Here is a 23,967-nt window from a genome sequence, read left to right on the forward strand (position 1 = left end):
CTTCAGCGCGCCGCCGCATGCACCTTGTGAGCGACGGACAGCAACCGTGAGCTCATGCGAAGGCCAGCGCGTTCCGCGCCGTCAAGCAGCACATCGAAACGCACGCGCCCGCCAACGACCAGAAACTGAATGGCGCCGGCGCGCGGCGAGGCCTCGCCGGAAGCGCCCTCGCTGACCAGCAGCAGCCCGCGCCGTGCGCTGGCCGTCTCGCCCTGAGCCAGGAATAGCAGGTGCACGGCCGGGTCGGCATCGGCCGCGCGCACGCGCCGCACCTGCACCGGCCGCGCCTGCACCGTGCGCCCCTGCAGGGTCTGGCTCAGCTCGCCGAGCATGGCTTCCGAGCCCTGCACGCCGATGACAAAGGGCGCATCGGCCGTGCCCAGCGCACCATCGGGCCAGTCCACGTAGGCCGTGAATTTGTAGAGGAACTCGGCCTTGATGCGCACCTCGCCGCCGGCATCGTCGGTCTGTGCATGGCTCATGCCGGCCGTCAGCAAGCCCAGCGCGAAGGCCAGCAGCGGCCTGCGCCGCGCCGGTGTCACGGGGTCCACCGCAGTTGCGCGTAGGCCTCGGGCCCGAAGACGCTGCGGCCCGGCGCAGCATTGGCCTCGGCATGGCGGCCATGCAGCAGGTTGCGGCCGCCCAGCGTCAGCGCCAGCGTGGGGGTGGCGCGCCAGCCGTAGTTGAAGTCCAGCACCGTGTAGGCGGGCACGGCCGGCTTCGGCAGCGCGGCGACATGGCGCAGCGCCACGTCCAGCTCATGGCGATCCGCCGGCTGCAGCGTGGCGCGCAGCTGCCATTGCCGCGGCGGGTCGTTGCCCAGCGCGGACGGCCCCACCGGGTCGCGGCTGCCCGGCTGCACGGCCAGATCTTGTTGCAGGGCATTGAAGCCGGCACTCCAGCGCAGCCAGGGCAGCGGCTGCCAGTGCGCCCAGGCTTCCAGGCCCCAGCTGTTGCCGGCGATCATGTTCTGCACCACGGCGTTGGGCGGCGGCTGGCCGCTGCGCAGCTTCTGCCAGTCATGCTGGTACAGCGTCAGCGCATAGCTCAGCGTGCTGCTCGGCTGGCCGCGGTGGCCCAGCTCGACCACGCGCGCGACCTCCGACACGAAGTCGGCCCCGCCCGCGATGATGAAGGGCGGCTTGGGCGGCAGGCGCAGGTCGCGGTCCAGCCGGGCCGGCGCGCGCACCGCGCGCGACAGCGAGGCCCACCACTGCCAGCGCGCCGACGGCGACCAGGCCAGGCGCAGCGACGGCAGCGTCTCCCAGCCGGTGTAGTCGTTGTGCTCGAACTTCGTGCCCGCCGTCAGCCGCCAGCCGTCCGCCAGGGTCAGCTCGTCCTGCACGAACAGGTTGTGCCATTGCTGCCGCGCGCTTTCGGGCACGAAGCCGAACACCAGCCCCGGCGCGATGTGGTCGCGCGAGCTCCGCCAGCCGCCGCCCCAGTCGATCTGGTGCGCGCCCCAGGCCAAGCTGTGCTGCGCCTCCAGGTCCAGCACCGTGAAGCGCGGGCTGTACAGGATCGTGTCCTCGCGCCGCACATGGTCGTAGTAGGCCTGCAGGCGCAGCCGCGAGCCGCCGTCCAGCCGGCCAGTCCAGCGCGCCAGCAGGTTCTGCCCCGACGTGCTGACGCCGCCGAGGTTGCGTGTGCCACTCAGGCGGTCTGCCGTATCGCCGCGGTAGACGTCGCCCTGCACGGTCAGCCCGTCCTCGCCGCTCAGCCAGTCGGCGCGCCAGCCCAGTTGCCAGCGTCGCGACTTGTCCGTCACGGCCACGCCGGCTTCGGTCTCGGTGGCATCGCGCTGCAGCAGCTTGGCGTAGGCGCGCCAGTCGCCTTGCAGCGGCAGCTTGCCGCCGAGGCGCAGCGCGGCCGAGCGCTCGTCGGTGCCGGCGTCGGCGCGCAGCAGCAGCCCCGTGTCCGCGGCCGGCCGGCGGATGATGTTGATCACCCCATTGACCGCGTTCGTGCCCCAGACGCTGCCGCCCGGGCCGCTGATGACCTCGATGCGGGCGACGTCGTCCAGCAGCACGTCCTGCTGGTCCCATTGCACACCCGAGAAATAGGGCGCGTAGACCGTGCGGCCGTCGATCAGCACCAGCAGCTTGTTGCCCACCGAGTCGTTGAAGCCCCGGGCGCTGATGGCGTACTGGTTGGCGTTGAGCCGCGCGACCTGCAGGTTGGGCGCCAGCAGCAGCGCCTCGGGCAGGCTGCGCGCGCCTGAGCGGCGTATCGCCTCGGCGCTGATCACGTACAGCGAAGCCGGCACCTGCGCCAGCTTCTCGATACGCCGCGACACCGAGCTGATTTCGATGTTGGACAGCTGCTCCAGCGACAGATCGCTCAGGTCCTGCGCCGTTGCGGGGGCGGCCAGCAGCGCCAGCAGCACGGCGCTGCCGCCGGCTCGGCGGCGGGTGGGGCGAGGCTTGTCCTCGTCAGTTGGCTGGCGCACGGATCACCTCCCTGTCGTCGGAGGTCTGAAATGACCCGGACTGGTCGCGCCAGCATAACAACGCTGTCCGCTGGATGCGGCGTCGTCGGCGCCGCTGGATAGACCCGCGACCGGACCCCGCGGCGGAAGATTGATTCCCCCAGTTCGGAACAAAGCTTCCGGGCGGCGGCGGATGCGCCGCGCCGCAAACGCCGACAATGCCACCGCGCGCCGCTTGCGCGCACCGAAATCCCCTCATTCGATGTCTCATCTGATCGTCCACGGCGGCACGCCCCTCTCGGGCCGCATCATTCCCTCGGCGAACAAAAACGCCGTCCTGCCCATCCTCTGCGCCACGCTGCTGACCAAGCAGCCGGTGCGCCTGCGCGGTGTGCCCGAGATCACCGACGTCAAGAAGATCGTCGAGGTCTTCCGCAAGCTCGGCTCGCAGGTCGAGCTGGATTTCAAGACCGGCATCCTCGACGTCCACCACCGCGACACCCATTTCGACCCGGCCACCGACCGCCTGCCCGAGGAGATGCGCTCCTCCATCATGCTGGTGCCGGGCCTGATGGCCCGCTTCGGCGCCGCCCGCATCGAGGACGACGTCAAGGGCTGCACGCTGGGTGCACGCGAGATCGATCCGCACGTCGAGGTGTTCGAGCGCTTCGGCGCCCAGGTCCAGCGCCTGCCCGACGGCCTGGTGCTGCGCGTGCACCGCCCGCTGACGGCCAACCATCACTGGACCGACTACGCCTCCGTCACGACGACCGAGAACTTCGTGCTGTGCGCGGCACTGGCCGACGGCGTGTCCACGCTGACCAATGCCGCCAGCGAGCCGCATGTGCAGGAGTTCTGCAACTTCATGTCGCTGCTGGGCGCAAAGATCGAGGGCCATGGCACGTCCAAGCTGAAGATCACCGGCGTGCAGGAGCTGGGCGGCGCCGACTACACCTTCACCGAAGACTTCCACGAGATCGTCACCTTCCTGGCCCTGGGCGCCATCACCGGCGGCAACGTGCAGGTCAAGAACGGCGCGCCGGAGATGTTCCCGCTGCTGGACCGCACCTTCGCCAAGTTCGGCGTGCAGATCGTCCACGAGGACGGCTGGAGCCGCTGCGTGACCAATGGCCCGCTGAAGGTGAAGGAGCCCTTCACCCGCAACATCCTGCAGAAGGTGGAAGCCGCGCCCTGGCCCTATGTGCCGGTGGACCTGCTGCCCATCTTCGTGGCCCTGGGCGTCAAGGCCGAAGGCAGCGTGATGTTCTGGAACAAGGTCTATGACGGCGCCATGGGCTGGACCAGCGAGCTGGCCAAGTTCGGCGCCCACGCCTTCCTGAGCGACCCGCACCGCATGATCACCTTCGGCGGCAAGCCGCTGAGCCCGGCCGAGGTCGAGAGCCCCTACATCATCCGCGTCGCCATTGCGCTGCTGATGGTGGCGGCCAGCATTCCCGGCAAGAGCGTGATCAAGAACGCGACGCCGATCCGCCGCGCCCACCCCAATTTCGTCGAGCACATCGGCGAACTCGGGGCGCGCATGGAGTGGGTCGAGGGAGATTGAAATGGAGCCCCTCGCCCAGTCGCGCCGCGCTGTACGCGGGCGCGCCCGGTCGGTCTTGCCGACCGCGCAGCGGGCAAGCCCGCAGCCCTTCGGCAGGCACATGCCGCCCACTGGGCGCCATGTGTCCAGCCTCAGCCCCCTGGGGGACGGCGATGCTTGCGGCATTGAGCCGCAAGCACATCGCCATGGCGGGCCGGCTCGGGAGCGGCCCAGCGCTCGGCCCGAAAAACGGGGTCGCTGAAGTGCGTGGGGCGTTGGCGGTAGCCGCACTGGTTTTCACGGCCGCGGCAGCGTCCTCTGTTGCGTCGCCCGCCGACACCATCCGCTGGGTGGCGCAGGATGTGCCGCCGCACTTCAGCTTCGTGCAGGGCCAGCCGCCGCGCAGCGTGGCCGAGCTGGGCCACGGCGAGGTGGACGGCTTCATGCGCGTGCTGCTGGCGCGCATGCCCGAGTTCCGGCATGAGTTCGTCGAGGCCAGCACCGCCCGCTATGAGGCCGAGAGCCGCCGCGGCGAGACCCTGTGCTCGACCCTGCATGTGCGCACGCCCGAGCGCCTGCAGTGGCTCTATTTCTCGCACCTCTACCCGCCGCTGATCTCGCGCGAGATCCATGTCATCGTGCCGCGCCAGCGGCTGGCCGAGCTGTCCCAGGCCCGGCCCGGGGACGGCCGCCTCGTGCTGGCCGACCTGCTCAAGCGCCAGGACCTGCGCCTGCTGCTGGCACGGGACCGCGCCTTCGGCGCGCAGATCGACAGCCTGCTGTCACACCAGGTCGTGCCACGGCTGGCTGTCGGCGCCCAGCTCAGCACCCAGCTGCTGGACATGCTGCGCGCCGGTCGCATGGACTACACGCTGGAGTACCCCAGCGTCGTCAAGGAATACCTGGCCCGCGTCGGCGACCCCGGCGCCCTGGTGGCGCTGCCGGTGGCCGAGGGCCTGAGCACGTTGCTGGCCACGGTCTCCTGCAGCCGCACGCCGCAGGGCAGGCGGCATATCGAGGCCATCGACGCCGCGGTGCGCAAGCTCGCCCGGGAGCCCAACCGCGAGGCCTGGGTGCGTCAATGGCGCGGCAACCGTGCCGAGCCCCAGGACATGAAGCGGCTGAACGCCTACATGGACGAACGCGCCCGCGGCGGGCCGCGCATCGAATAGGCCGTGGCGAGACCGCCCAAGCCGGTCCTGCCGCTGCGCGAAGGCGTCGCGGCAAGTGCCGTGTTCTGTCCCGCCGGGCCCTGGGGCTCCATGGCCGCCTTCCTCGCCGAGCGCCTGCCGCGCGTGGTCGACTGGCCGGAACGCCTCGCGCGCGGCGACGTGGTGGACGACGTCGGCCACGCGGTCGTCGACTCGCCCTACCGTGGCGATCGGCGCGTCTACTACTGGCGCCACCTGGACGTCGAGCCCGACATTCCGGCCGGCGAGCGCATCGTCTTCCAGGACGAGCACCTCCTTGTCGCCGACAAGCCGCATTTCCTGCCGGTGACGCCCAGCGGCATCTACGCTCGGCAGACGCTGATGGCACGTCTGCGCCACGCCACCGGCCTGGCGGACCTCAATCCCGTGCATCGGCTGGACCGCGAAACGGCGGGCCTCGTCGTCTTCAACCTCCGCCGTGACGAGCGCGACGCCTACCACCGCCTGTTCCGCGACCGCGCCGTCGCCAAGGTCTACGACGCCATTGCGCCGCTCGGCCCCGGCCCCTGGCCGCGCGTCGTGCGCCACCGCCTCGTGGAGCCCGACACGGAGGCCTTCATGCAGATGCAGGTCGTTGACGGCGAGCCCAATGCCGAAACCTGGGTGGACCTGGTCGAGGCTCTCCCCGGCGGCCTGGCCCGCTACGAGCTGCGCCCGCGCACGGGCCTGCGGCATCAGCTGCGCGTGCAGATGAATGCCCTGGGTCTGCCGCTCGTCGGCGATCGCATCTACCCCGTGCTGCAGCCTCACGAGAACCCGCCGCGCTTTGACGCGCCGCTGCAGCTGGTGGCGCGGGCGATTGCATTCATGGACCCCGTTACAGGCCAGCCGCGGAGCTTCGAACGCGCGGCCCTCACAATCGCGCCCGAATGAACGCGCCGCCCAATCCCCAAGCCCAGGTCCAGGAACTGCGCCGCCAGCTGCAGTCCCTGCTTGACGCCGCCAAGGCCAATGAGCGCAAGCTGGATCGCTTCGACGCGCTGGAGCGCCGCCTCATCGCGGTGAGTTCGATGGAGGAGTTGGTCAACCTGCTGCTGGTCGACTGCCGCGACGATTTCGGCCTGGACGCCGCCGAGCTTTGGCTTCTGGACCCCGAGGAAGAGCTGCGCCGCGCCCTGCCGGCCCTGCCCATGATCAAGGCGCCGCGGCTGCTGGACAGCCATGGCCCGCTGAAGGACCTGTTCGGCGCCGCGCGCACGGCCCGCCTCATCGGCCCGGGCCCGGGCCCGGACGAGGCGCTGCTCGCCAAGGCCTTCGACATGCAAGCCGGCGTGCGTTCCGCGGCCCTGCTGCCGCTGATCCGCCAGGGCCTCTTGATCGGCAGCCTGCACCTGGGCTCGCGCGACCCCGAACGCTACGACGCCGCCTCGGGCACCAAGTTCCTCGACCGCCTGTCGGCCATCGCGGCAATAGCCATCGAGAGCATGCTCAACCGCGAGCGCCTGCGCCGCGCCGGCATGACGGACGGCCTCACCGGCGTGCACAACCGCCGCTACTTCGACCACCGCAGCCTCATCGAGTTCAGCCAGGCCGTGCGCCATCGATACCCGCTGGCCTGCCTGTTCCTGGACATCGACCACTTCAAGGCCATCAACGACGGCCACGGCCATCCGGTCGGCGATGAGGTGCTGCGCCAGGTTGGCGGGCTGATCCTGCGTTCGCTGCGCACCGGCGATCTGGCGGCGCGCTACGGCGGCGAGGAGTTCATCGTGTTGCTGCCACGCACCGACCTGACGGGTGCCTGCGAGGTGGCGGAGCGCATCCGCCTGATGGTGCAGGAGGCGCCCTTCGTGACGCCCGATGGTGGCACCGTCGGCGCGACGCTATCGGTCGGCCTGGCCATGCTGCCGGCCAGCGCCACGAGCTTCACCGACCTGCTGGCCGCGGCGGACAAGGCGCTCTACGAAGCGAAGCGGGCGGGGCGCAACCGCACGGTGACAGAGGATATTGGCGCCGCCACTGCCGCCGCATCGTGAACGATGCCGCCGCGGCTTGTTGGGCCGGGGGCCGCAAGCATCAACCGACACCAACTTCGCATGGCTCAATTCCAGGGGTCTGGATCACAATGGCTCGGCCATGAAAACCCTGTCGCCGCTCCTCCTCGCCCTCGCCGCCGGCCTCGGCGCTGCTGCCACGGCCGAAGCCGGCCCGGCGCTGGAGCGCATCCAGGCCAGCGGTCGCATCGTGCTGGCGCATCGCGAGTCGTCCGTGCCTTTCAGCTATCTGCTGCCCGATGGCCGGCCGGTCGGCTATGCGGTGGATCTCTGCCTCAAGCTTGCCGAAGGCGTGCGCAAGAAGCTGAAGATGAGCACGCTGAACCCGCAGTTCCTGCTGGTGACGCCGGCCAACCGCATCCAGATGGTGGCCGACGGCAAGGCCGACATGGAATGCGGCTCGACGACCAACAACGCCGAGCGCCGCGAGAAGGTCGCCTTCACGGTGCCGCACTACATCACCGGTGCGCGCTACCTCGTCAGGGCTGACAGCGGCATTGCTGAGCTGGCCCAGTTCGACGGCAAGACGCTGGTCTCCACCAAGGGCACGACGCCGTTGAAGTCCATCACCCAGGCCAACAACGAGCGCGCCCTGCACATCAACATCATCGAAGCCCCCGACCACGCCAAGGCCATGGAGATGCTGGCCGCCGGCCAGGCGGATGGCTTCGTCATGGACGACGTGCTGCTCTACGGCATCGTCTCGGCGCGGCCCGATGCGGCCAAGTTCAGCGTCGTCGGCAAGTTCCTGACCATCGAGCCTCTGGCCATCGTGCTGCCCAAGAACGACCCGGAGCTCAAGGCCATCGTTGACGACGAGATGAAGCGCCTCATCACCAGCCATGAGGCGCACGCCATCTACGAGCGCTGGTTCATGAAGCCGATTCCGCCCAAGAACAAGGCGCTGAACCTGCCGATGAATTACCTGCTCAAGGACTTCTGGAAGTACCCGTCGGATCAGGTGCCCTACTGAGGGAGCGAAGCCACCTGGGTTTCTCGAGGCGTCGCGACCCCTGACAAACCCCGAGACAACAGCCCGCACAGGGCGCGCTGCGGCCGTGACAATTTGTTCCGCAGTCCGCCTCACCGATGAGCACCGATTCCCTTGCCGAACCCCTGAACCACGTCAGCACGCGCCGGCTGGGTTCGCTGCGGCTGCGGTTGACGCTCGCGGTGCCCCTGCTGACCGCTGCCATCGTCGCTGTCTTCGAGTGGAGCCTGGGGAATTACGAGTCTCCGGCCGAGGGGCTGGCCCGCACGGCCTGGCTGGTGCTGCTGCTCAGCGCCGCCCAGCTCATCCTCATCGAGGCCCTGTTGCTGCGGCCGTTGCGCCGGTTGGCGGCCGGCTGCGAGGCGATGGAATCTGCCCCGGTGCCGCTGACGCCCGAAGCCGCTGTGCCAACGCCCGGCCTCGCCGCCGAGCTGGACCGTATCGGCCACGCCATGCTGCGCGCCCGCGGCTCGCTGTGGCAGCAGGACCAGGCCGCCCGCGAGCTCCGGCGCGAGCTGGCCCAGCAGCGTCATCTGCTGCAGGAGGCCCACAGCGCCCTGGAGGCCAACCAACGCGAGCTCGCCAGCCTCGCACGCATCGATGCGCTGACCGGCATCGCCAACCAACGCGCCTTCGACGAGGCCCTGCGCCGTGAATTCAAGCGGGCCCAGCGGCTGCGAGGCCTGTTGGCGCTGGCGGTGCTGGACCTGGACCAGTTCAAGCAGTTCAACCTCATCCATGGCACGGCCGTCGGCGATACGGCCTTGCAGCGCGTCGCGAGCCTGCTGAGCGAGCGCTTCAAGCGCGACACCGATGTCGTCGCCCGCCTGGGCGGCGAGGAGTTCGTCGCTCTGCTGCCCGGCTTCGGCATGGCCGAGGCCCAGGGCGTGCTGGAGTCATTGCGGGATGAACTGCGGGCGCTGCGCCTGCCGGATGGCCAGGGCAGTTTGACGCTGAGCGTCGGCCTGGCGGCGGCCAGCCCGGCCCATCCGTATCTGAGCGCACAAGCGCTGCTGCAGGCGGCTGACGAGGCGCTCTATATCGCCAAGCACGCCGGGCGAGACCGGCTCAGCCTCGCGGCCTGAAACCACTGGCCCCTCGCCCAGTCTGGCGGCGCTGAACGCGCGCCAACCTGGTCGGTCTTGCAGACCGCGCTGCGGCAGTGCCGCAGCTCTTCGGCAGGCACATCACGCCCACTGGGCGTAATGTGTCCGGCCTCAGCCCCCGAGGGGACGGCGATGCTTGCGGCTTCGAGCCGCAAGCACATCGCCAAACGGGCCGGCTTGGGAGCGGCCCGGCGCTCGGCCCGGACGCTTCAGCGACCGTGTTCTTGAGCAGCCAGCAGTTGCTCGTTGACGCGGCGGGCCGCGCGCAACACGAGGGTCTCGTCCAGCTGCGCCTGGGGTGCGATCTGACTGGCAATCTCATCGAGCTGGTCCGGATGGCCGAGCAGGGCCCAGGCGACCGTCGAGATGGCGGCGACGCTGCGCCGGGCCAGGCTTTCCGGCATGGTCAGCGAGGCCTGGATCTCGACGTGATAGCGCACGCTGGCCACAGCCGCCGGGGCCAGGCCCCAGCTCTCGCAAAGGGCCGCACCCAGGGCGTCATGGCTGACGCCAAAAGCCGTCCTCTCCAGCTCCACCAGTTCGGCATCGCGGGGGGCGGCGCGCAGCATGGCCGGGTAGTGCGTCGGCGCATGACGATAGAGCACCGCCTTGCCGCATTCCTCGAACAGGCCGGCCGAGTGGGCGGCCCAGGGGTCGACGCCCAGCATCTGGCCCATGCGGCCCATCAGAAGGCCACGCTGCGAGGCGCGCGACCAGACTTGCTCCAGCTCGGCTGCGGCTGGGAAGGCGGCGCGCAGACCCATCTCGAAGGTGATGGCCGCGACCTCGCGCATACCCAGGTAGGTCAGCGCCTGGTGCACGGTCTGCACGCGGCCGCGCAGGCCGTACAGCGAGGAGTTGACCGCCTTCATGACGGCGGCCGCCAGGGCCATGTCGGTCTCGACCAGGGAGGACATGGCCTGCAGGTCGATGTCCTCGGCTGCCATCAGCAGCGAGAGCTTGACCAGGACCTCGGGCTGGGTCGGGATCTCGATGTCCAGATTGCGCAGTTGAGGATCGACGGGCATGGTGAATAAGGGCGCTAGGGAATGCTTGATGGTAGATCAGCGGAAGAAGGCGTCCCAGGCTGTTTTGAGGATGAGAGCGCCGACGACGATGACAAAGACGCCGCGCACGAAGCCGGCGCCATGTTTCAGGGCCAGCCGGGTGCCGAGCAGGCTGCCCGCCACGTTGGTTACCGCCATCACCGCCGCGACCTGCCACCAGATGTGGCCCTTGCTGACGAACAGGGCGATCGCGAACGCATTCGTCAGCAGGTTCATCAGCTTGGCCGTCGCCGAGGCGTGCAGGAAGTCGTAACCCAGCAGCCGCACGAACAGGAAGACGAAGAAGCTGCCCGTGCCGGGCCCGAAGAAACCGTCGTAGAAGCCCACGGCCAGCGCGATACCGCCGGCCACCAGCACCTCGGCACGGCCCGTGAAACGCGGTGTGTGCTCGCGGCCGAGGTCCTTCTTGGCCAGGGTGTAGATCAGCACCGCCGCCAGCACCAGCGGCAGGGCCTTGCGCAGGCCGTCGGCGCTGACGAGGGTCAGGACCCAGGCGCCGGCGAAGCTGCCCACGCCGGCAAGCACCGCCGCCGGCATCAGGCGCTTCCAGGGCAGGTCGACCCGCTTCACATATTGCAGCGTCGCCCAGCCGGTGCCCCACACGGACGCGCCCTTGTTCGTGCCCAGCAGCGTGGCTGGTGCGGCATTGGGGAAGGTGCTGAACAGCGCCGGTACCAGCACCAGGCCGCCGCCGCCGGCTACTGCGTCAATGAAGCCTGCGAGCAGGGAGGCGAGGGCAACCGTGGCGAGTTCGAGCATGTCTTTGATTCCATCAGGCGGCCGTCGTGCCTTCGCCGGGCCGAGCGCTGGGCCGCTCCCGAGCCGGCCCGTCGGGCGATGTTGACCGGGCTTGATGCCCGGTCAATCGCCGTCCCCTCGGGGGCTGAGGCCGGACACATTACGCCCAGTGGGCGCGATGTGCCTGCCGAAGAGCTGCGGCACTGCCGCAGCGCGGTCTGCAAGACCGACTGGGCACGCCGCGTTCAGCGTGCGAGACCAGGCGAGGGGCCTTCGGCCCCACAAAGAAAACGGCCACCAAGGGGTGCCTTGGTGGCCGGTGGATTGTCTTCGGGGTTACGAAGCAACCATGTGCGCTTGGCGCTTGTCTTGTCTCCTCACAACCCGCCCGGCGGTCCTGAACCAGAGCCCGGAACCGCGTCGAGTGCTGAAAATGTATTGCCCCGCCACGGTGCACGACACTGGGGTAAGCCCGGGTTCTCTGGCCGCGAAAGGTGCGGACGGGCACCAAAATTGTGCGCAACTAACGGTCGACCTGCGCTGCAAGAATGGCCCCCATGAGCCCTTTGAACCGCTTGCTGCCGCCGTTGTTGATGACCTTGCTGAGTGCCTGCGGCGGCGGAGGCGGCGGCACGGGAGGGGACGGCGGCGGGGGTGGTGGCATGGGGCAGACCTTGACGCTGGCCCTGCCCGCCAACGGCCTGACGCCGGCCGACCTGGCCGTCATCGTGGCCGAGGGTGATGTCCTCAGCGAGGCCGTCGGCGCCGCCTATCTGGCAGCGCGTGGCGTGCCGGCGGCGAATCTGATCCGCGTAAGGGTTAATACAGCCCAGGACGCGATTTCCGCGGCCGACTTTGCGTTGTTGAAATCCGACATCGATGCCAGATTGCCGGCCGGCATCCAGGCCACGCTGCTGACCTGGGCTGCCCCCAGCCGGGTCACTGGCGCCTGCAGCATGGGCATCACCAGCGCGATGGCTTTCGGTTTTGACACGCGCTACTGCAACCCCAGCCCATTGACCGAGGCCTGCGCGAACACGGCCGCCTCGCCGCTCTATGACAGCGAGGCGCGCCGGCCGCAAGCCGAATTGCAGATGCGCCCCTCCATGCTGCTGGGTGCACGCACGCTGGCGGCCGCCCAGGCGCTGATCAACCGCGGCGTTGCGGCCGATGGCAGCCGGCCAGCCGGCGAGGGCTGGCTGGTGCGCACGACGGACGACGACCGCAGCGCGCGCTGGAACGATTTCGCCGGCCTGCCGGCGGCCTGGAGCGGCGCCCTGGCGCTGAACTATGTCGACAACAGCGCCGGCCCGGCCAGCGCCAATGCGCTGTCCGGCAAGAGCGGCATGCTGTTCTACCTGACGGGGTTGAGCAGCGTCGCCAATCTGTCGTCGCTGCAATTCCGCGCCGGTGCCCTGGCCGACACGCTGACCTCAACGGGCGGCGTGCTGCCCTCGGGCGGCGGCCAGATGCCCATCACGGCCTGGCTGGACGCGGGTGCAACCGCCAGCTACGGCACGGTGGAGGAGCCCTGCAACCTGCAGCAGAAGTTCTCGCGCGCCTCGGTCCTCATCGACCAGTACTGGCGCGGCGCGACGGCCGTCGAGGCCTACTGGAAGGCGGTGCAGTGGCCGGGGCAGGGGCTGTTTGTCGGCGAGCCGCTGGCCCAGCCCTTCCGCGATACGCCCAGCTTTGCCATCGTCGCCGGCGAATACCAGATCAAGACACGAAGCCTGCGGCCGGGCAGTCGCTACAGCCTGCAATACCTGCAGGGCTCAACCTGGACGACGCTGGCCAGCTTCACCGGCGTACGGGGCCAGGCGCTGGACGGCCGTTCGCCCTTGCCGCCAGCTGCGGCCACGCGCATCCGCTGGCAGGGGCCCTGCCCGGACAACGCCGCGACCACCTGCACGATTGCGCAGTCGCCCTGACTGCCAGCTTGGGTGGTTTCCCGGCCCTCAATTCGGAGGGGCGGTGATCAATCGCCCGAGCTCGAGGCGGCAACGCGGAGACAATGTAAAGAACAAGACGCGCGCGCCCGCCAAAGCGTCTATTTCGGGGAGTGTTCCATGAATCTTCAGCGTTTCATCTTTGCTTTGGCCTTGGTGCTGGGCCTGTCGCCCATCGCCGCGAAGGCCGACACGGCCATCCAGGCGTCCACCTGCGCGAGCCAGACCAGCTTCCGGTGCGTCACCGGCATCAAGGATCTGCTGATCCTGGGTCAGCACTACGACCTTACCGTGTCGGTGGGCAAGTTCTCCGAGCTGTTTGTCGACCCCGACCACCAGCTCGCCTCATGGGCAGATTCAAACTTCGCCAACGCGGCGATGCTGGCGATCACGTCTACGCTGAACGGGCAGCTGGGTGTGACGAGCGCCGACACGAAGTTCTTCGACGTGGGCCGCGATCCCCGGTACGAGACCATCCTGCACTTGCCCGTGGCCTACGACTACTTCAACGGCAACCCCCAGGGTGCCTTTCAGGGCGCCTGTGCCGTACTGGATGCCAGCGCGGTCCTGACGGGTCAATGCAGCATCTGGCTCACCAACGAAACCGTGGCCTTCGCCGTCTTCGCCCCGGCGGCTGCAGCCGTTCCCGAGCCTGGGACGTGGTGGCTGGCGGCTCTCGGAGTGCTCCTGCTGTGTGGGCTGGCGAAGCGCGGCGACCGCGGTCGCGCCCAGTAGGCAGACGACCGGCGCCGGCCTTGCCGAGCGGGCGCGGGGCGCGGCGAGAATGCGGGTCGGTCAAATCCCGATTGCCCGACGGCGCCCGCCGGTGAACAGTCGCCCTCCCGCTGTACCCTGCCTCCCCATGTTCCGACCCCGTCCTGCCCGCCCACGTGGCTTCACCCTGCTTGAGCTTCTGGTCGTCATGGTCATCATCGGCCTGCTGGCCGGTTACGTCGGCCCGAAGTTCTTCGGCCAGATCGGCAAGAGCGAGGTCAAGGCGACCCGCGCCCAGATCGACGCGCTGACCAAGTCGCTCGACCAATACCGCCTGGACGTCGGCCGCTACCCCAGCACGGAGCAGGGCTTGGCCGTCTTGGTCACCCGGCCTGCCGACGAGCCGAAATGGGCGGGGCCCTATCTCTCCAAGGCCGTGCCCAAGGACCCCTGGGGCAACGAATACCAATACCGCAGCCCCGGCGAGCATGGCGAATACGACCTGCTGAGCTTCGGCAAGGACGGCCGCCCCGGCGGCGAGGGTGAGGACGCCGATCTGACGTCCTGGTGATGCCCCAATTCCAAACCCGTGTGCTGCGCGCCGGTGCCGTCAGCACCGAGCGCGTGGAGGCGCCCGACCGCGCTGCCGTCGCTGCCGTGCTGGGTGTGTCGCCCCAGCATGTGCTGGAGGTGCGCGAGATCGCTGCCGCCACCGAGAGCGCCAAGCCCTGGCGCCGCAACAGCAAATTCCCGCTGCAGCTCTTCAGCCAGGAACTGGCCGTGCTGCTGGATGCCGGCATCGCCCTGCTCGAAGCGCTGAGCACGCTGCGCGAGAAGGAAGGCCAGCCCGGCGTGCGCGCGGCGCTCGACGCCGTCACCACCCAGATCGAGCAGGGCCAACCGCTGTCCGTTGCCTTGCGCCAGCAGCCGCAGGCCTTCGACGAGTTGATCTGCGCCATCGTCGCCGCCAACGAGAAGACCGGCCAGCTGTCGACCGCGCTGGCTCAGCATGCACGCTACCTGGCCTGGGTCGATGCGCTGCGCTCGCGCCTCGTCGCGGCCCTGGTCTATCCGCTGATGCTGCTCGGTGTCGGCTCCCTCGTCATTCTTTTCCTGCTGCTCTACGTGCTGCCGCGCTTTGCCGGCATCCTGGAGCAGACCAGCGCCGACCTGCCGTGGGCTTCGCGTGTGCTGATCGAGTTCGGCCAGACGGCCGGCGCGCATCCCGGTCTCGTCATCGGCGGGATCGCAGCCGTGGGCTTTGCGATCTTCACGCTGCTGCGCCAGCCCATCGTGCGCCAGCGCGCCCAGGCGGCGCTGTGGACGCTGCCCGGCCTGGGCCCGCGGTTGCGCGTGCTGGCGCTGGCGCGGCTTTACCGGTCTCTCGCCATGCTGCTGGCCTCGGGCGTGCCGGCTTTGGCGGCGCTGCGCATCGTCGTCGACGTGGTCGCCGCACCGTGGCGCGCCGCAGTGCAGGCCGCAGCTGCGCAGATCGAGCGCGGCGAGCGCCTGTCGGCCGCCTTTGACTCGCAGGACCTGGCCACGCCGGTCGCCCGTCGCATGCTGCGCGTGGGTGAGCGCAGCGGCGAGGTGGCGGCCATGCTGGAGCGCGCTGCCGCCTTCCACGACGAAGAGGCAGCGCGGCTGACCGACCTGCTGTCGCGCCTGGTGAACCCGGCGCTGATGCTGATCATGGGCGTGCTGATCGGCGGGATCATCGTGCTGATGTACTTGCCGATCTTCCAGCTCGTGGAGCAAGTCCAATGACGACCTCCCTGGCGGATTGGCTGCCGGCCGAGCAAGGCCCCTGGCACCTGGACTTCGAACAGTGGCCGCAGGCCCAGGCCCAACGCTGGCGCGCGGTGCTCGCCGTGGGCGCCGACGACAGGCGCGTGCTGCTCGCCGAGCGCGATGAGGACGCGATGCTGCTGCAGAGCGTCGAGTCGCGGCTGAATGCGCCTGTGGGTTGGCAGCGTGCCTCAAGCGAGGCGGTGACGCATTTCCTGGGCGCCGGCGAGGCCGACTTCCGCGCGCTGTCTGACGTCGAGGATGCGCTGACCGCTGTGGAAGACCACACCGAGGAGCTGTCGGCGCTGGCGCTGAGCGAGCAGGCCAGCCCCGTCGTGCGCCTGCTCAACGCCACCATCTACGACGCGCTGCAGGACACGGCGTCGGACATTCACATCGAATGCACGGCCCGCGGCGCGATGATCCGCTTCCGTGTCGATGGCGTCATGGCCGTGGTGCGCCAGGTCGAGAGCCCGCAGGTGGCCGAGCAGCTGGTGTCGCGCCTCAAGGTCATGGCCGAGCTGGACATCGGCGAGCGCCGGCTGCCGCAGGACGGCCGCTTCAAGCTGCGCGTGCAGGGCCGCGAGATCGACTTCCGCCTCTCTGTCATGCCCAGCGTGTTCGGCGAGGACGCCGTCATCCGCATCCTGGACCGCGCCGCCATCGCCCGCGCCGGTTCGCTGACGCTGGATTCGCTGGGCTTTGGCGACGACGAGCGCGCTGCCATCCGGCACCAGGCGCGCCAGCCCCACGGCATGCTGCTGGTCACCGGCCCCACGGGCTCCGGCAAGACGACGACGCTATACGCGACGCTGGCCGAGATCCACACCGGCGCCGACAAGATCATCACGATTGAAGACCCGGTCGAGTACCAGCTCGCCGGTGTTGTGCAGATCCCGGTCAATGAGAAGAAGGGCCTGACCTTCTCGCGCGGCCTGCGCTCCATCCTGCGCCACGACCCGGATCGCGTCATGGTCGGCGAGATCCGCGACGCCGAGACCGCGCAGATCGCCGTGCAGGCCGCGCTGACGGGCCATCTGGTGTTCAGTACCGTGCATGCGAACAACGCGTTTGATGTCATCGGCCGCTTCATGCACATGGGGCTGGATCTCTACAACGTGGTCTCGGCGCTGAACGCCGTGCTGGCCCAGCGGCTCGTACGCCTGACGTGCAAGCACTGCGCCCGGCCGTTCACGCCCGATGCCGCGACCCTGACAAGACATGGCGTCATCAACGGCAACTTCCTGAAGGGTGAGGGCTGCGGCCACTGCCGCGGCACCGGCTACAAAGGCCGGCGCGCGGTGGCTGAGTTGCTCAAGCTCGACGACGGCCTGCGCGACTTGATTGCCGCGCGCGCGCCGATGTCCGAGATCAAGGCGGCCGCCAAGGCCCGCGGCATGAAGTCGCTGCGCGAGATGGCGCTGGCGGCGGTCTGCCGCGGCGACACCACTTTCGAGGAGCTGGAACGTGTCACCCTCGATGAGTGAATCGTTGCATCAGCGCCTGCGCCAGCAAGTTTCCGCGCGCCTGGCCAAGCCGCGGCGGCTCTTCGTCACGCCCGGCGGGGACGAGTTCGCGGCCTGGTGCCGCGATCTACCGGGCACGGCCGTGGAGGTGGTCGTCAGCGCGCGTGCCCTGCACGAGCTGGTCACCGAGCCGGGCTTGCCGCTGGCCGATCTGGACGCCGTGCAGGCCTATGCCCAGCAGCAGTTCGCCCATTACTTCGGCAGCGCTGCGCAACGCTTTGCGATTGCGCCTTGGAAGCTGGGCGAGACGGCTGGCGCGTCCGCTCTGCATGGGCTGGACCTGGCCGCACTGCGCACCCAGGCCGAGACTGCGAATGTGCGCCTCGCCGCCGTGCGGCCGGCCTGGGCCACCTGGCTGGCGTCGCTGCCCGCCGCAACGCGTGCCGGCTCGGGCCGCGCGGTCTGGCATGAGGGCGACATCGCCGTCGTCATCCAGCTCGACCGCGGCCATGTCACCGGCCTGCAGTCGCGCCGCGTACAGCAGATCGCCGATCTCGGTGGCGACGCGCCCCTCGCCGTCGGCACGCCCGCCGACGAACTCATTCCCCAGCCCGGCCCCGTCACGCCGCAGCCTGATTTCCTGCCGCGCAGCGGCCGCTCGCCCTTGGCCTGGCCGCTGGCCGCAACCGGCGCTCTGGTGCTGGCCACGGCCGCATGGAGTGCCGTCGACAGCCATCGCGGCCTCGACGTCGCCCAGGCCGCGCGCGACCGCGTCGCCACGCTGCGCCCGGCATCGGTACCCAAGCCCGCCGCGCGCGGCCGCGCCGAACCGGCCGAGAACCGCTCGGCCAATGAAGCCCGCGCCTTGCTGGCCATGCCCTGGGAGCCACTGCTGACCCGTGTCGAGACCGCGGGCGCTGAGGCCAAGACCATCGCTTGGCTGGGCCTGGACGCCAGCGCCGGCCGCGGCGAGTTGCGCCTGGAAGGCCTGACGCCCGACAAGTTATTGGCCCTGCAGCTGGCCGAGCAGCTTGGCACGACGCCGGGCTGGCGCCAGGTCGTGCTGTCGCGCTTCTCGGCCGCCGAGACGGGCCTGGTTGGCCAGCGCTTCGAGATCAATGCCCGCGTGGCGACCGGAGGCGGCTCGTGAAGCGGCCCGCTCTCATCAAGGCCCTCGGATGGCCCGGCCTGGCCGGCCTCGCCGCGCTGGCGCTCGCCGTGGCCGCCGTCGTGCTCGGCCAGCGTTGGGACGCCCAAGCCGTCAAGCTGCAGGCCGAAGCCCGCGAGCTGCGTGCCAAGGCCCGGCCCGCCATGGCGGCAGCATCGGCGCCGGTCAGCGTGCAGCAATGGCAGGCCACGCTGCCGCCTTCCAGCGCCCGCCAGCAGCGCCTGGCCGACCTGCTGGAGCTCAGCATCCGCCTGGACCTGAACGGCGCGCGCACCGAGCACCGGCTGTCCACCAGCGAGGGGCTGGAGAGGCTGCGCGTGACCATGCCCGTGACCGGCAGCTACCGCCAAGTGCGCCGCTTCATCGGCGCCGCGCTGGAACACGATCCGGCGCTGAGCCTGGATTCCATCAAGCTGCGCCGCATCAGCCCGATGAGCGCCGATGTCGATGCCGAGCTGCAGTGGTCGCTGCACGGGAGGGCCGCGCCATGAAGCCGACGCCCCGCCAGCTCACCCTCGGTGGCGCCTTGCTCGCGACACTGGCGGCAACCGCCTGGGTGGCGACGCGTCCTGACGACGAGGCCGCAACCGCCGTTGCCGCGCCGGCCCGTCGCCCGGTTGCCGTCACTGCACCTGCCGCTGCCGCGCCCGCTGCGCTGGGCGGCGCCCGCCAGCCCTGGGCCGAGGTGGCCGCGGCCCAGTTGGCCGCCTGGCAGCCACCGCCCCCACCGCCGCCCCCACCCGCACCACCGCCGGCTGCTGCCGCACCACCGCCGCCCCCGGTCGCGCCGCCAGCGCCCTACCAGATGATCGGCCGCATCATCGAAGGCGAGGGCGCCAAGGCGGTCGAGGTTGCCTTGCTGACCGGCCCCAACAAGGCGCTGAGTGCCAAGCGCGGCGACGTCATCGACGGCCAGTGGCGCGTCGAGCAGGTCTCCGACAGCGGCGTGCGCCTGACCTGGCTGCCCGGCCAGCTCCCCCAGAACATCGTCTTCAGGCCCATCCCATGAAGCAGCTCTTCCTTCTCTTCCCGGGAAAACGCCGGGCCGCCCCAAGTTTTCTCGCTCCCCTCGGGGGGCGGACGACGTTCCACGTCGTCCTTGGGGCATTTGTGACTGTGCTGCTCGCGGCCTGCGCCAACCCGGCGTTGCGTCAGGCCGAAGACCTCGGCCGCAGCAACCAGTGGCCGGCCGCCCTGCGCGTGCTGGACGATGCCCGCGCCAAGGACCCGAACGACCCTCAATTGCGCGCCGCCCAGGTGCGCGCCCGCGAACAGGCGACGGCCCGCCTCATCCTGCAGATCGAGGCCCTGCGCGGCGCCGGCCGCTGGGACGAGGCCTCAGCCCTGCTGAGCCAGCTGGCACTGGCCGACGCCAAGCACCCGCGCCTGGTCGCCTTGACCACCGAGGTGGAACGCAGCCGCCGCCAGGATGCCCAGCTGGCCACCGGCCGCGCGGCGCTGAAGGAAGGCCGCCTGGAGCGCGCTGAAGGCGTGGCCCGCGAGATCCTGGCCGAGTCGCCCCAGCATCCCGGCGCCCGCCTGCTGGCCAGCCAAGTCGCCCAGGCGCGGCCGCTGGAAGCGGCGGTCGGCGAGCTGGGCCCGGCCTTCCAGAAGCCCGTCACGCTGGAGTTCCGCGAGGCGCCGCTGCGCCAGGTCTTCGAGGCGCTGTCCCGCTCCAGCGGCGTCAACTTCGTCTTCGACAAGGACGTGCGCGCCGATGCCCGCGTGACCGTCTTCCTGCGCAACGTGACGATGGACGAGGCCATGCGCGTCATCCTCGGCACCCAGCAGCTGGATCGCAAGCTGCTCAACGAAACCTCGGTGCTGATCTTCCCCAACACGGCCGCCAAGCAGCGCGAGCACCAGGAGCTGATCACCCGCACCCTCTACCTGACCAACGCCGACGTGAAGCAGGTGCAGGCCATGGTGCGCACCATCGCCAAGGTGCGCGACATCCACATCGACGAGCGCCTGAACCTGCTCATCGTGCGCGACACGCCCGAGGTGCTGCGCCTGGTGGAAAAGCTCATCGCCTCGGTCGACCTGCCCGAGCCCGAAGTCATGCTCGAGGTCGAGGTCATGGAACTGGCCACCGACCAGGTCGACTCGCTGGGCCTGCAGTGGCCGGAGGAATTGCAGGTGGGCATCAGCGACGCGACGGGTGCGATCCCGTCGCGCGTCTTCATCGGCGGCAGGAACCCCATCAACTTCCGCGCCAGCATCGCCAACCCGACCGTGATCGCCACGCTGCGTGGCACGGCCGGCAACTCCAACATCCTGGCCAATCCCAAGATCCGCGTGCGCAACCGCGACAAGGCCAAGGTCCACATCGGCCAGAAGCTGCCGGTGTTCACGACGACGACCAACTTCACCGGCTCTACGTCCGTCGCGGCCTCGGTCAGCTACCTGGACGTCGGCTTGAAGCTTGATGTCGAGCCCACTATCCAGCTCGACAACGACGTCGTCATCAAGATCGGCCTGGAAGTCAGCAACCTGATCCGCCAGGTCACCGGCCCCGGCGGCACGACGGCCTACGAAATCGGCACCCGCAACACCTCCACCGTGCTGCGCCTGGCTGACGGCGAGACGCAGGTGCTGGCCGGCCTCATCAACGACGAGGACCGCAAGAGCGGCACCGGCATCCCGGGCCTGTCGCGCATCCCCGTGCTGGGCCGCCTGTTCGGCACCCAGACCGACACGCGCAACAAGACCGAGGTGGTGTTGCTGATCACGCCGCGCGTGGTGCGCAACCTGGCCGTGCCCGACGCGTCCCTCACGCGCCTGGCCAGCGGCACCGATGCCAGCCCCGGCGCCTTCAGCAGCCTGCTGCGGCGCGATGCCCGGGTCGGTGTGGCGCCCAGCAGTGGCGGCGCCGCCGCGCCGGCCGCGCAAGCGCAGCCCAGCGCGGCCTCTGCCGAGGCCCTGCTGAAGCTGGACGTGACGCCGCAGATCCCGGCCGGCGGTACCGTCTCGGTCGCGTTGAAGAACGACAGCGGCCTGCAGATCAAGGGCGAGCTGGAGTACGACGCGGCCAAACTCACGCCGGCCCAGCCCCTGCAGGGCGTCACGCCCGGGCGCTATCCCGTCGAGCTGGCGCCACGCGGCGAGCGCGTAGTCGCTTTCCGCGCCCTGCCGCCGGCGGCAGGCCAGGTGCTCAACATCGGTGTCAGTTCGCTGTCGGCCAGCGGACTGAATGGCGAATCGGCATCGGTGCGACTTGAAGGCTCGGGCCTGCTGACCGTCGAGGCGGTAAGGTGAAACTGCCCCTCGCCCTGCTTCGCGCCGCTGAACGCGGGCGAATCCGGTCGGTCCCCCGAGGGGACGGCGATGCTTGCCGGCTTGACCGGCCAGCATCGCCAGAACGGGCCGGCTTGGGAGCGGCCCGGCGCTCGGCCCGCGGGCGTCACGCGGGTTTTGTTCGTGGCTTTACGCTGATCGAGATGCTGGTCGTGCTGGCCATGCTGGGCGTGCTCGCGTCTGCCGCGCGGCCCTTGCTCGAGATGTCGGTGCAGCGCAGCCGCGAGCACGAGCTGCGCCAGTCGCTGCGCACGCTGCGCGAGGCGCTTGACGCCTACAAGCGCGCCACCGAGACCGGCAGCATCGTGCAAAGCCCCGAGGACAGCGGCTACCCGCAGAAGCTGCAACTGCTGGTCGACGGCGTGGCCGATGCCAAGTCGCCCAACGGCCGCAAGATCTATTTCCTGCGCCGCCTGCCGCGCGACCCCTTCGCGCCTGCAGAGCTGAGCGCGGCCGAGACCTGGGGCCTGCGCGCTTACGACAGCCCGCCCGACGACCCGCGTGCGGGCAAGGACGTGTTCGACGTCTATTCGCGCTCGGAGCGCAAGGCGCTCGATGGCAGCAAGCTGAAGGACTGGTAATGGCCAGGCAACGCGGCTTCACCCTCATCGAGCTGATCGTCGTCATGGCCATCGTGGCACTGCTGGCGTCCATTGCCGCGCCGCGCTACTTCACGTCGCTGCACAAGAGCAAGGAGACGGCCCTGCTGCAGTCGTTGACGACGATGCGCGATGCCATCGACCAGTACGCCGCCGACAAGGGCCGGTATCCCGAGTCCCTGCAGGAGCTGGCCGCGGCGCGCTATATCCGCGGCATTCCCGAGGACCCGCTGACCGCCAGCCGCGAGACCTGGGTCGAGCTGCCGCCACCGACTGAGATGCAGGCCAGCGGCCGGGTCTGGGATGTGCGCAGCGGCGCCGCCGGGCGCTCGGCGGACGGCAGGCTCTATGCGGACTGGTAGCAGCCGCGCGCGGGGCTATTCCTACCTCGCGGTGCTCTTCCTCGTCGCGTTGACCGCGGCGGGCCTGGCGGCCCTGGGCCAGGCCTGGAGCACGGCGGCCCAGCGCGAGCGCGAGCGGGAGTTGCTGTTCCGCGGCGGCGAGATCGCGCGCGCCATCGTGGCCTATGCGGCGGCCACGCCCAACCCGCCGCAGCAATACCCGCGCAGCCTGGACGACCTGCTCATCGACAACCGCGTACCGAAGCCGCGGCGCCATCTGCGCCGCGCCTATGAGGACCCCTTCACCGGCAAGGCGGACTGGGAGCTGGTGGCCGAACCCGGCCAGCCCGGCGCGTTCAGTGCCGTGCGCAGCCGCTCTGAGCATGCGTTGCTGCGCGAGGTTGGCCCGGACGGCTTGCCGGTCCGGATTGCGCGCGACCTGCTCTTCTCGCCACGCACCGTGGCCAACCTGCAACTGCCCGCAGACCCCGCTTCGGCTGCCTCAGCGGCCAGTGGCGCGTCAAGGTGATTTGTCCTATGAAATTTCATACGGGTTAGTCAAGTCTGCTGACTCGGTGAATACCCGTTCCCCCCTTGCTTGGATGCCGGGCAAGTGGGGATGGCCGTGAAATCCTGCTCGCACAGAATCGGCCGCCTAGCTGGGTCAGTTGTTGACCCATACGCAGGGCATCCAAGCAAACAGCAACGCTGAGCTGGGGGTGTCGTGTCGCCAAAAGCGTCGCTCGCCTGCGCCGATTGAATCAACGTTCAAAGAAAGTGAGTAGTCCAATGAAGAAGGCTTTGACCTCAGTCGCGCTCGCTGCGCTGGCGCTGGCCGCGTCGGTGGGTGCCCAGGCGAATGTGCTCCGCACCACCATCGATTTCAATACCGTCGATCCGTCGCCGTTTGCGCCCTTCGCGCCGCTGCTGCTCAACGGTGACGAGTTCTATCAGGACGGCCTGGGTGGCCGGACGATGTTCTTCGACCCCTTCTCCAACTCCGCCACCGCCCAGATTGGCGATCTCGTCGGCATCCTCGCCGACGGCAGCGATCCCAACACCTGCCTGAACGTGCAGTGCCCGGCGAACAATTCGACGCAGTACCTGGCCATGCTGGCCGATGCTGCCCTCGTGTTCGGCTCGACGGACGGCTACCGTTTCTCCGTGAAGAGCTTCGACGCCAGCTGGATCGGCAATGGCGAGGCGCTGCAGTCCACCCCCGGCTTCGTGCGCCTGCAGGGCGTGCGCAACGGTGTCTCGACGACGGCCACCTTCGCGCTGACCGGCCTGAATGCCGCCAACCAGCTGAACTTCTCGAGCATCAATACCGGCGCCTTCGGCAATATCGAGTTCGACTACGTCTATGCCTACGGCTTCGCCTGCCCGCCTCCCGGCGGCGGCACGACCTGCTCAGCCTTCAGCACTGACCGCGCCCAGTTCGGCCTCGACAACATCACCATCGAGCACGTGCCCGAGCCCGCCAGCCTCGCTCTGCTGAGCGTCGCCGGCCTTGCCGCCTTCCGGGCCAGCCGCCGTCGCGCTGTCTGATCCGCCGTTTGCATCGAAA

The 23,967-nt window shown here is 69.6% G+C and carries 23 protein-coding genes; 19 read left to right on the forward strand and 4 right to left on the reverse strand.

The genetic code is table 11. The features are described from left to right. Positions 1-2: 2 nt before the first annotated feature. Both AC1DW0_RS18920 and AC1DW0_RS18925 read right to left on the reverse strand, forming a co-directional pair. Positions 3-551, reverse strand: coding sequence for a TOL_0243 family YfiR-like periplasmic protein (locus tag AC1DW0_RS18920; RefSeq protein ID WP_477947352.1), 549 nt, complete (start codon positions 549-551; stop codon positions 3-5). After that, complete coding sequence (locus AC1DW0_RS18925) at positions 539-2,449, reverse strand: TOL_0244 family TonB-dependent receptor (protein ID WP_457319868.1); 1,911 nt, start codon at positions 2,447-2,449, stop codon at positions 539-541. Before AC1DW0_RS18925 ends, AC1DW0_RS18920 begins: the two co-directional genes overlap by 13 nt. A 241-nt stretch (positions 2,450-2,690) precedes the next feature. Between AC1DW0_RS18925 and AC1DW0_RS18930 the strand changes: the two genes are divergently transcribed. The 6 genes from AC1DW0_RS18930 to AC1DW0_RS18955 all read left to right on the forward strand — a co-directional run bounded on the left by AC1DW0_RS18930 (position 2,691) and on the right by AC1DW0_RS18955 (position 9,252). Continuing rightward, positions 2,691-3,992 carry a UDP-N-acetylglucosamine 1-carboxyvinyltransferase gene (locus AC1DW0_RS18930; RefSeq protein ID WP_056200595.1) on the forward strand — a complete coding sequence of 434 codons (1,302 nt, stop codon included), beginning with the start codon at positions 2,691-2,693 and terminating at the stop codon, positions 3,990-3,992. 152 nt (positions 3,993-4,144) lie between these two features. Continuing rightward, positions 4,145-5,143, forward strand: a complete 999-nt coding sequence (locus tag AC1DW0_RS18935) for a TIGR02285 family protein (RefSeq protein ID WP_457352276.1) — start codon at positions 4,145-4,147, stop codon at positions 5,141-5,143. Positions 5,144-5,146: 3 nt separating this feature from the next. After that, positions 5,147-6,055 (forward strand): pseudouridine synthase, encoded by a 909-nt coding sequence (locus AC1DW0_RS18940; protein WP_457352278.1) that lies wholly within the window; start codon positions 5,147-5,149, stop codon positions 6,053-6,055. Next, positions 6,052-7,158, forward strand: coding sequence for a GGDEF domain-containing protein (locus tag AC1DW0_RS18945; protein WP_477947355.1), 1,107 nt, complete (start codon positions 6,052-6,054; stop codon positions 7,156-7,158). The genes AC1DW0_RS18940 and AC1DW0_RS18945 overlap by 4 nt, the downstream gene beginning before the upstream one ends. Positions 7,159-7,258: 100 nt before the next feature. Continuing rightward, positions 7,259-8,149 (forward strand): amino acid ABC transporter substrate-binding protein, encoded by an 891-nt coding sequence (locus tag AC1DW0_RS18950; RefSeq protein WP_457352282.1) that lies wholly within the window; start codon positions 7,259-7,261, stop codon positions 8,147-8,149. A gap of 116 nt (positions 8,150-8,265) precedes the next feature. Then, entirely contained in the window at positions 8,266-9,252 is a 987-nt protein-coding gene (locus AC1DW0_RS18955) for a GGDEF domain-containing protein (RefSeq protein WP_056200581.1), read from the forward strand. A gap of 230 nt (positions 9,253-9,482) precedes the next feature. Here the strand turns inward: AC1DW0_RS18955 and AC1DW0_RS18960 are convergent, their stop codons facing one another. Both AC1DW0_RS18960 and AC1DW0_RS18965 read right to left on the reverse strand, forming a co-directional pair. Then, positions 9,483-10,301 (reverse strand): HDOD domain-containing protein, encoded by an 819-nt coding sequence (locus AC1DW0_RS18960; RefSeq protein WP_056200578.1) that lies wholly within the window; start codon positions 10,299-10,301, stop codon positions 9,483-9,485. Positions 10,302-10,337: 36 nt separating this feature from the next. Beyond that, a complete protein-coding gene (locus AC1DW0_RS18965) occupies positions 10,338-11,099 on the reverse strand; it encodes a TSUP family transporter (RefSeq protein ID WP_457352285.1) in 762 nt (253 codons plus the stop codon). Between the two features lie 536 nt (positions 11,100-11,635). Here AC1DW0_RS18965 and AC1DW0_RS18970 point away from each other — a divergent pair. The 13 genes from AC1DW0_RS18970 (at position 11,636) to AC1DW0_RS19030 (ending at position 23,948) form a co-directional block, all read left to right on the forward strand. Continuing rightward, a complete protein-coding gene (locus AC1DW0_RS18970; RefSeq protein ID WP_457352287.1) occupies positions 11,636-13,009 on the forward strand; it encodes a TIGR03790 family protein in 1,374 nt (457 codons plus the stop codon). A 138-nt stretch (positions 13,010-13,147) separates the two neighbouring features. Next, positions 13,148-13,762 carry a PEP-CTERM sorting domain-containing protein gene (locus AC1DW0_RS18975; protein ID WP_457352289.1) on the forward strand — a complete coding sequence of 205 codons (615 nt, stop codon included), beginning with the start codon at positions 13,148-13,150 and terminating at the stop codon, positions 13,760-13,762. A gap of 127 nt (positions 13,763-13,889) precedes the next feature. Continuing rightward, complete coding sequence (gene gspG / locus AC1DW0_RS18980; protein WP_457352291.1) at positions 13,890-14,312, forward strand: type II secretion system major pseudopilin GspG; 423 nt, start codon at positions 13,890-13,892, stop codon at positions 14,310-14,312. After that, complete coding sequence (locus tag AC1DW0_RS18985; RefSeq protein ID WP_477947360.1) at positions 14,312-15,508, forward strand: type II secretion system F family protein; 1,197 nt, start codon at positions 14,312-14,314, stop codon at positions 15,506-15,508. The genes gspG and AC1DW0_RS18985 overlap by 1 nt, the downstream gene beginning before the upstream one ends. Further along, entirely contained in the window at positions 15,505-17,016 is a 1,512-nt protein-coding gene (locus AC1DW0_RS18990) for a GspE/PulE family protein (protein ID WP_477947362.1), read from the forward strand. Before AC1DW0_RS18985 ends, AC1DW0_RS18990 begins: the two co-directional genes overlap by 4 nt. Continuing rightward, positions 17,009-18,145, forward strand: a complete 1,137-nt coding sequence (locus AC1DW0_RS18995; RefSeq protein ID WP_477947364.1) for a hypothetical protein — start codon at positions 17,009-17,011, stop codon at positions 18,143-18,145. Before AC1DW0_RS18990 ends, AC1DW0_RS18995 begins: the two co-directional genes overlap by 8 nt. Then, positions 18,142-18,654 (forward strand): hypothetical protein, encoded by a 513-nt coding sequence (locus AC1DW0_RS19000; RefSeq protein ID WP_477947366.1) that lies wholly within the window; start codon positions 18,142-18,144, stop codon positions 18,652-18,654. Before AC1DW0_RS18995 ends, AC1DW0_RS19000 begins: the two co-directional genes overlap by 4 nt. After that, entirely contained in the window at positions 18,651-19,172 is a 522-nt protein-coding gene (locus AC1DW0_RS19005) for a hypothetical protein (RefSeq protein ID WP_477947368.1), read from the forward strand. Before AC1DW0_RS19000 ends, AC1DW0_RS19005 begins: the two co-directional genes overlap by 4 nt. Positions 19,173-19,273: 101 nt before the next feature. Beyond that, positions 19,274-21,421, forward strand: a complete 2,148-nt coding sequence (locus tag AC1DW0_RS19010; RefSeq protein WP_457352299.1) for a secretin N-terminal domain-containing protein — start codon at positions 19,274-19,276, stop codon at positions 21,419-21,421. 113 nt (positions 21,422-21,534) lie between these two features. Continuing rightward, complete coding sequence (locus AC1DW0_RS19015) at positions 21,535-22,041, forward strand: type II secretion system protein (protein WP_268795278.1); 507 nt, start codon at positions 21,535-21,537, stop codon at positions 22,039-22,041. Beyond that, entirely contained in the window at positions 22,041-22,421 is a 381-nt protein-coding gene (locus AC1DW0_RS19020; RefSeq protein ID WP_457389829.1) for a type II secretion system protein, read from the forward strand. The genes AC1DW0_RS19015 and AC1DW0_RS19020 overlap by 1 nt, the downstream gene beginning before the upstream one ends. Further along, on the forward strand, positions 22,408-22,929 hold the full coding sequence (locus tag AC1DW0_RS19025) for a type II secretion system protein (RefSeq protein WP_157281845.1): 522 nt from the start codon (positions 22,408-22,410) through the stop codon (positions 22,927-22,929). The genes AC1DW0_RS19020 and AC1DW0_RS19025 overlap by 14 nt, the downstream gene beginning before the upstream one ends. Positions 22,930-23,189: 260 nt before the next feature. After that, on the forward strand, positions 23,190-23,948 hold the full coding sequence (locus tag AC1DW0_RS19030) for an NF038120 family PEP-CTERM protein (protein WP_457352303.1): 759 nt from the start codon (positions 23,190-23,192) through the stop codon (positions 23,946-23,948). The last annotated feature ends 19 nt before the right edge of the window (positions 23,949-23,967 follow it).

Source organism: Roseateles sp. P4_D2, from assembly GCF_056401875.1.

Excerpts from the sequence above, each read along its gene's own strand:
- AC1DW0_RS18930 (WP_056200595.1), top strand. The coding sequence starts at position 2,691 with ATGTCTCATCTGATCGTCCACGGCGGCACGCCCCTCTCGGGCCGCATC.
- AC1DW0_RS18935 (WP_457352276.1), top strand. The coding sequence starts at position 4,145 with ATGCTTGCGGCATTGAGCCGCAAGCACATCGCCATGGCGGGCCGGCTC.
- AC1DW0_RS18945 (WP_477947355.1), top strand. The coding sequence starts at position 6,052 with ATGAACGCGCCGCCCAATCCCCAAGCCCAGGTCCAGGAACTGCGCCGC.
- AC1DW0_RS18950 (WP_457352282.1), top strand. The coding sequence starts at position 7,259 with ATGAAAACCCTGTCGCCGCTCCTCCTCGCCCTCGCCGCCGGCCTCGGC.
- AC1DW0_RS18955 (WP_056200581.1), top strand. The coding sequence starts at position 8,266 with ATGAGCACCGATTCCCTTGCCGAACCCCTGAACCACGTCAGCACGCGC.
- AC1DW0_RS18960 (WP_056200578.1), bottom strand. The coding sequence starts at position 10,301 with ATGCCCGTCGATCCTCAACTGCGCAATCTGGACATCGAGATCCCGACC.
- AC1DW0_RS18965 (WP_457352285.1), bottom strand. The coding sequence starts at position 11,099 with ATGCTCGAACTCGCCACGGTTGCCCTCGCCTCCCTGCTCGCAGGCTTC.
- AC1DW0_RS18970 (WP_457352287.1), top strand. The coding sequence starts at position 11,636 with ATGAGCCCTTTGAACCGCTTGCTGCCGCCGTTGTTGATGACCTTGCTG.
- AC1DW0_RS18975 (WP_457352289.1), top strand. The coding sequence starts at position 13,148 with ATGAATCTTCAGCGTTTCATCTTTGCTTTGGCCTTGGTGCTGGGCCTG.
- gspG (WP_457352291.1), top strand. The coding sequence starts at position 13,890 with ATGTTCCGACCCCGTCCTGCCCGCCCACGTGGCTTCACCCTGCTTGAG.
- AC1DW0_RS18985 (WP_477947360.1), top strand. The coding sequence starts at position 14,312 with ATGCCCCAATTCCAAACCCGTGTGCTGCGCGCCGGTGCCGTCAGCACC.
- AC1DW0_RS18990 (WP_477947362.1), top strand. The coding sequence starts at position 15,505 with ATGACGACCTCCCTGGCGGATTGGCTGCCGGCCGAGCAAGGCCCCTGG.
- AC1DW0_RS18995 (WP_477947364.1), top strand. The coding sequence starts at position 17,009 with ATGAGTGAATCGTTGCATCAGCGCCTGCGCCAGCAAGTTTCCGCGCGC.
- AC1DW0_RS19005 (WP_477947368.1), top strand. The coding sequence starts at position 18,651 with ATGAAGCCGACGCCCCGCCAGCTCACCCTCGGTGGCGCCTTGCTCGCG.
- AC1DW0_RS19020 (WP_457389829.1), top strand. The coding sequence starts at position 22,041 with ATGGCCAGGCAACGCGGCTTCACCCTCATCGAGCTGATCGTCGTCATG.
- AC1DW0_RS19025 (WP_157281845.1), top strand. The coding sequence starts at position 22,408 with ATGCGGACTGGTAGCAGCCGCGCGCGGGGCTATTCCTACCTCGCGGTG.
- AC1DW0_RS19030 (WP_457352303.1), top strand. The coding sequence starts at position 23,190 with ATGAAGAAGGCTTTGACCTCAGTCGCGCTCGCTGCGCTGGCGCTGGCC.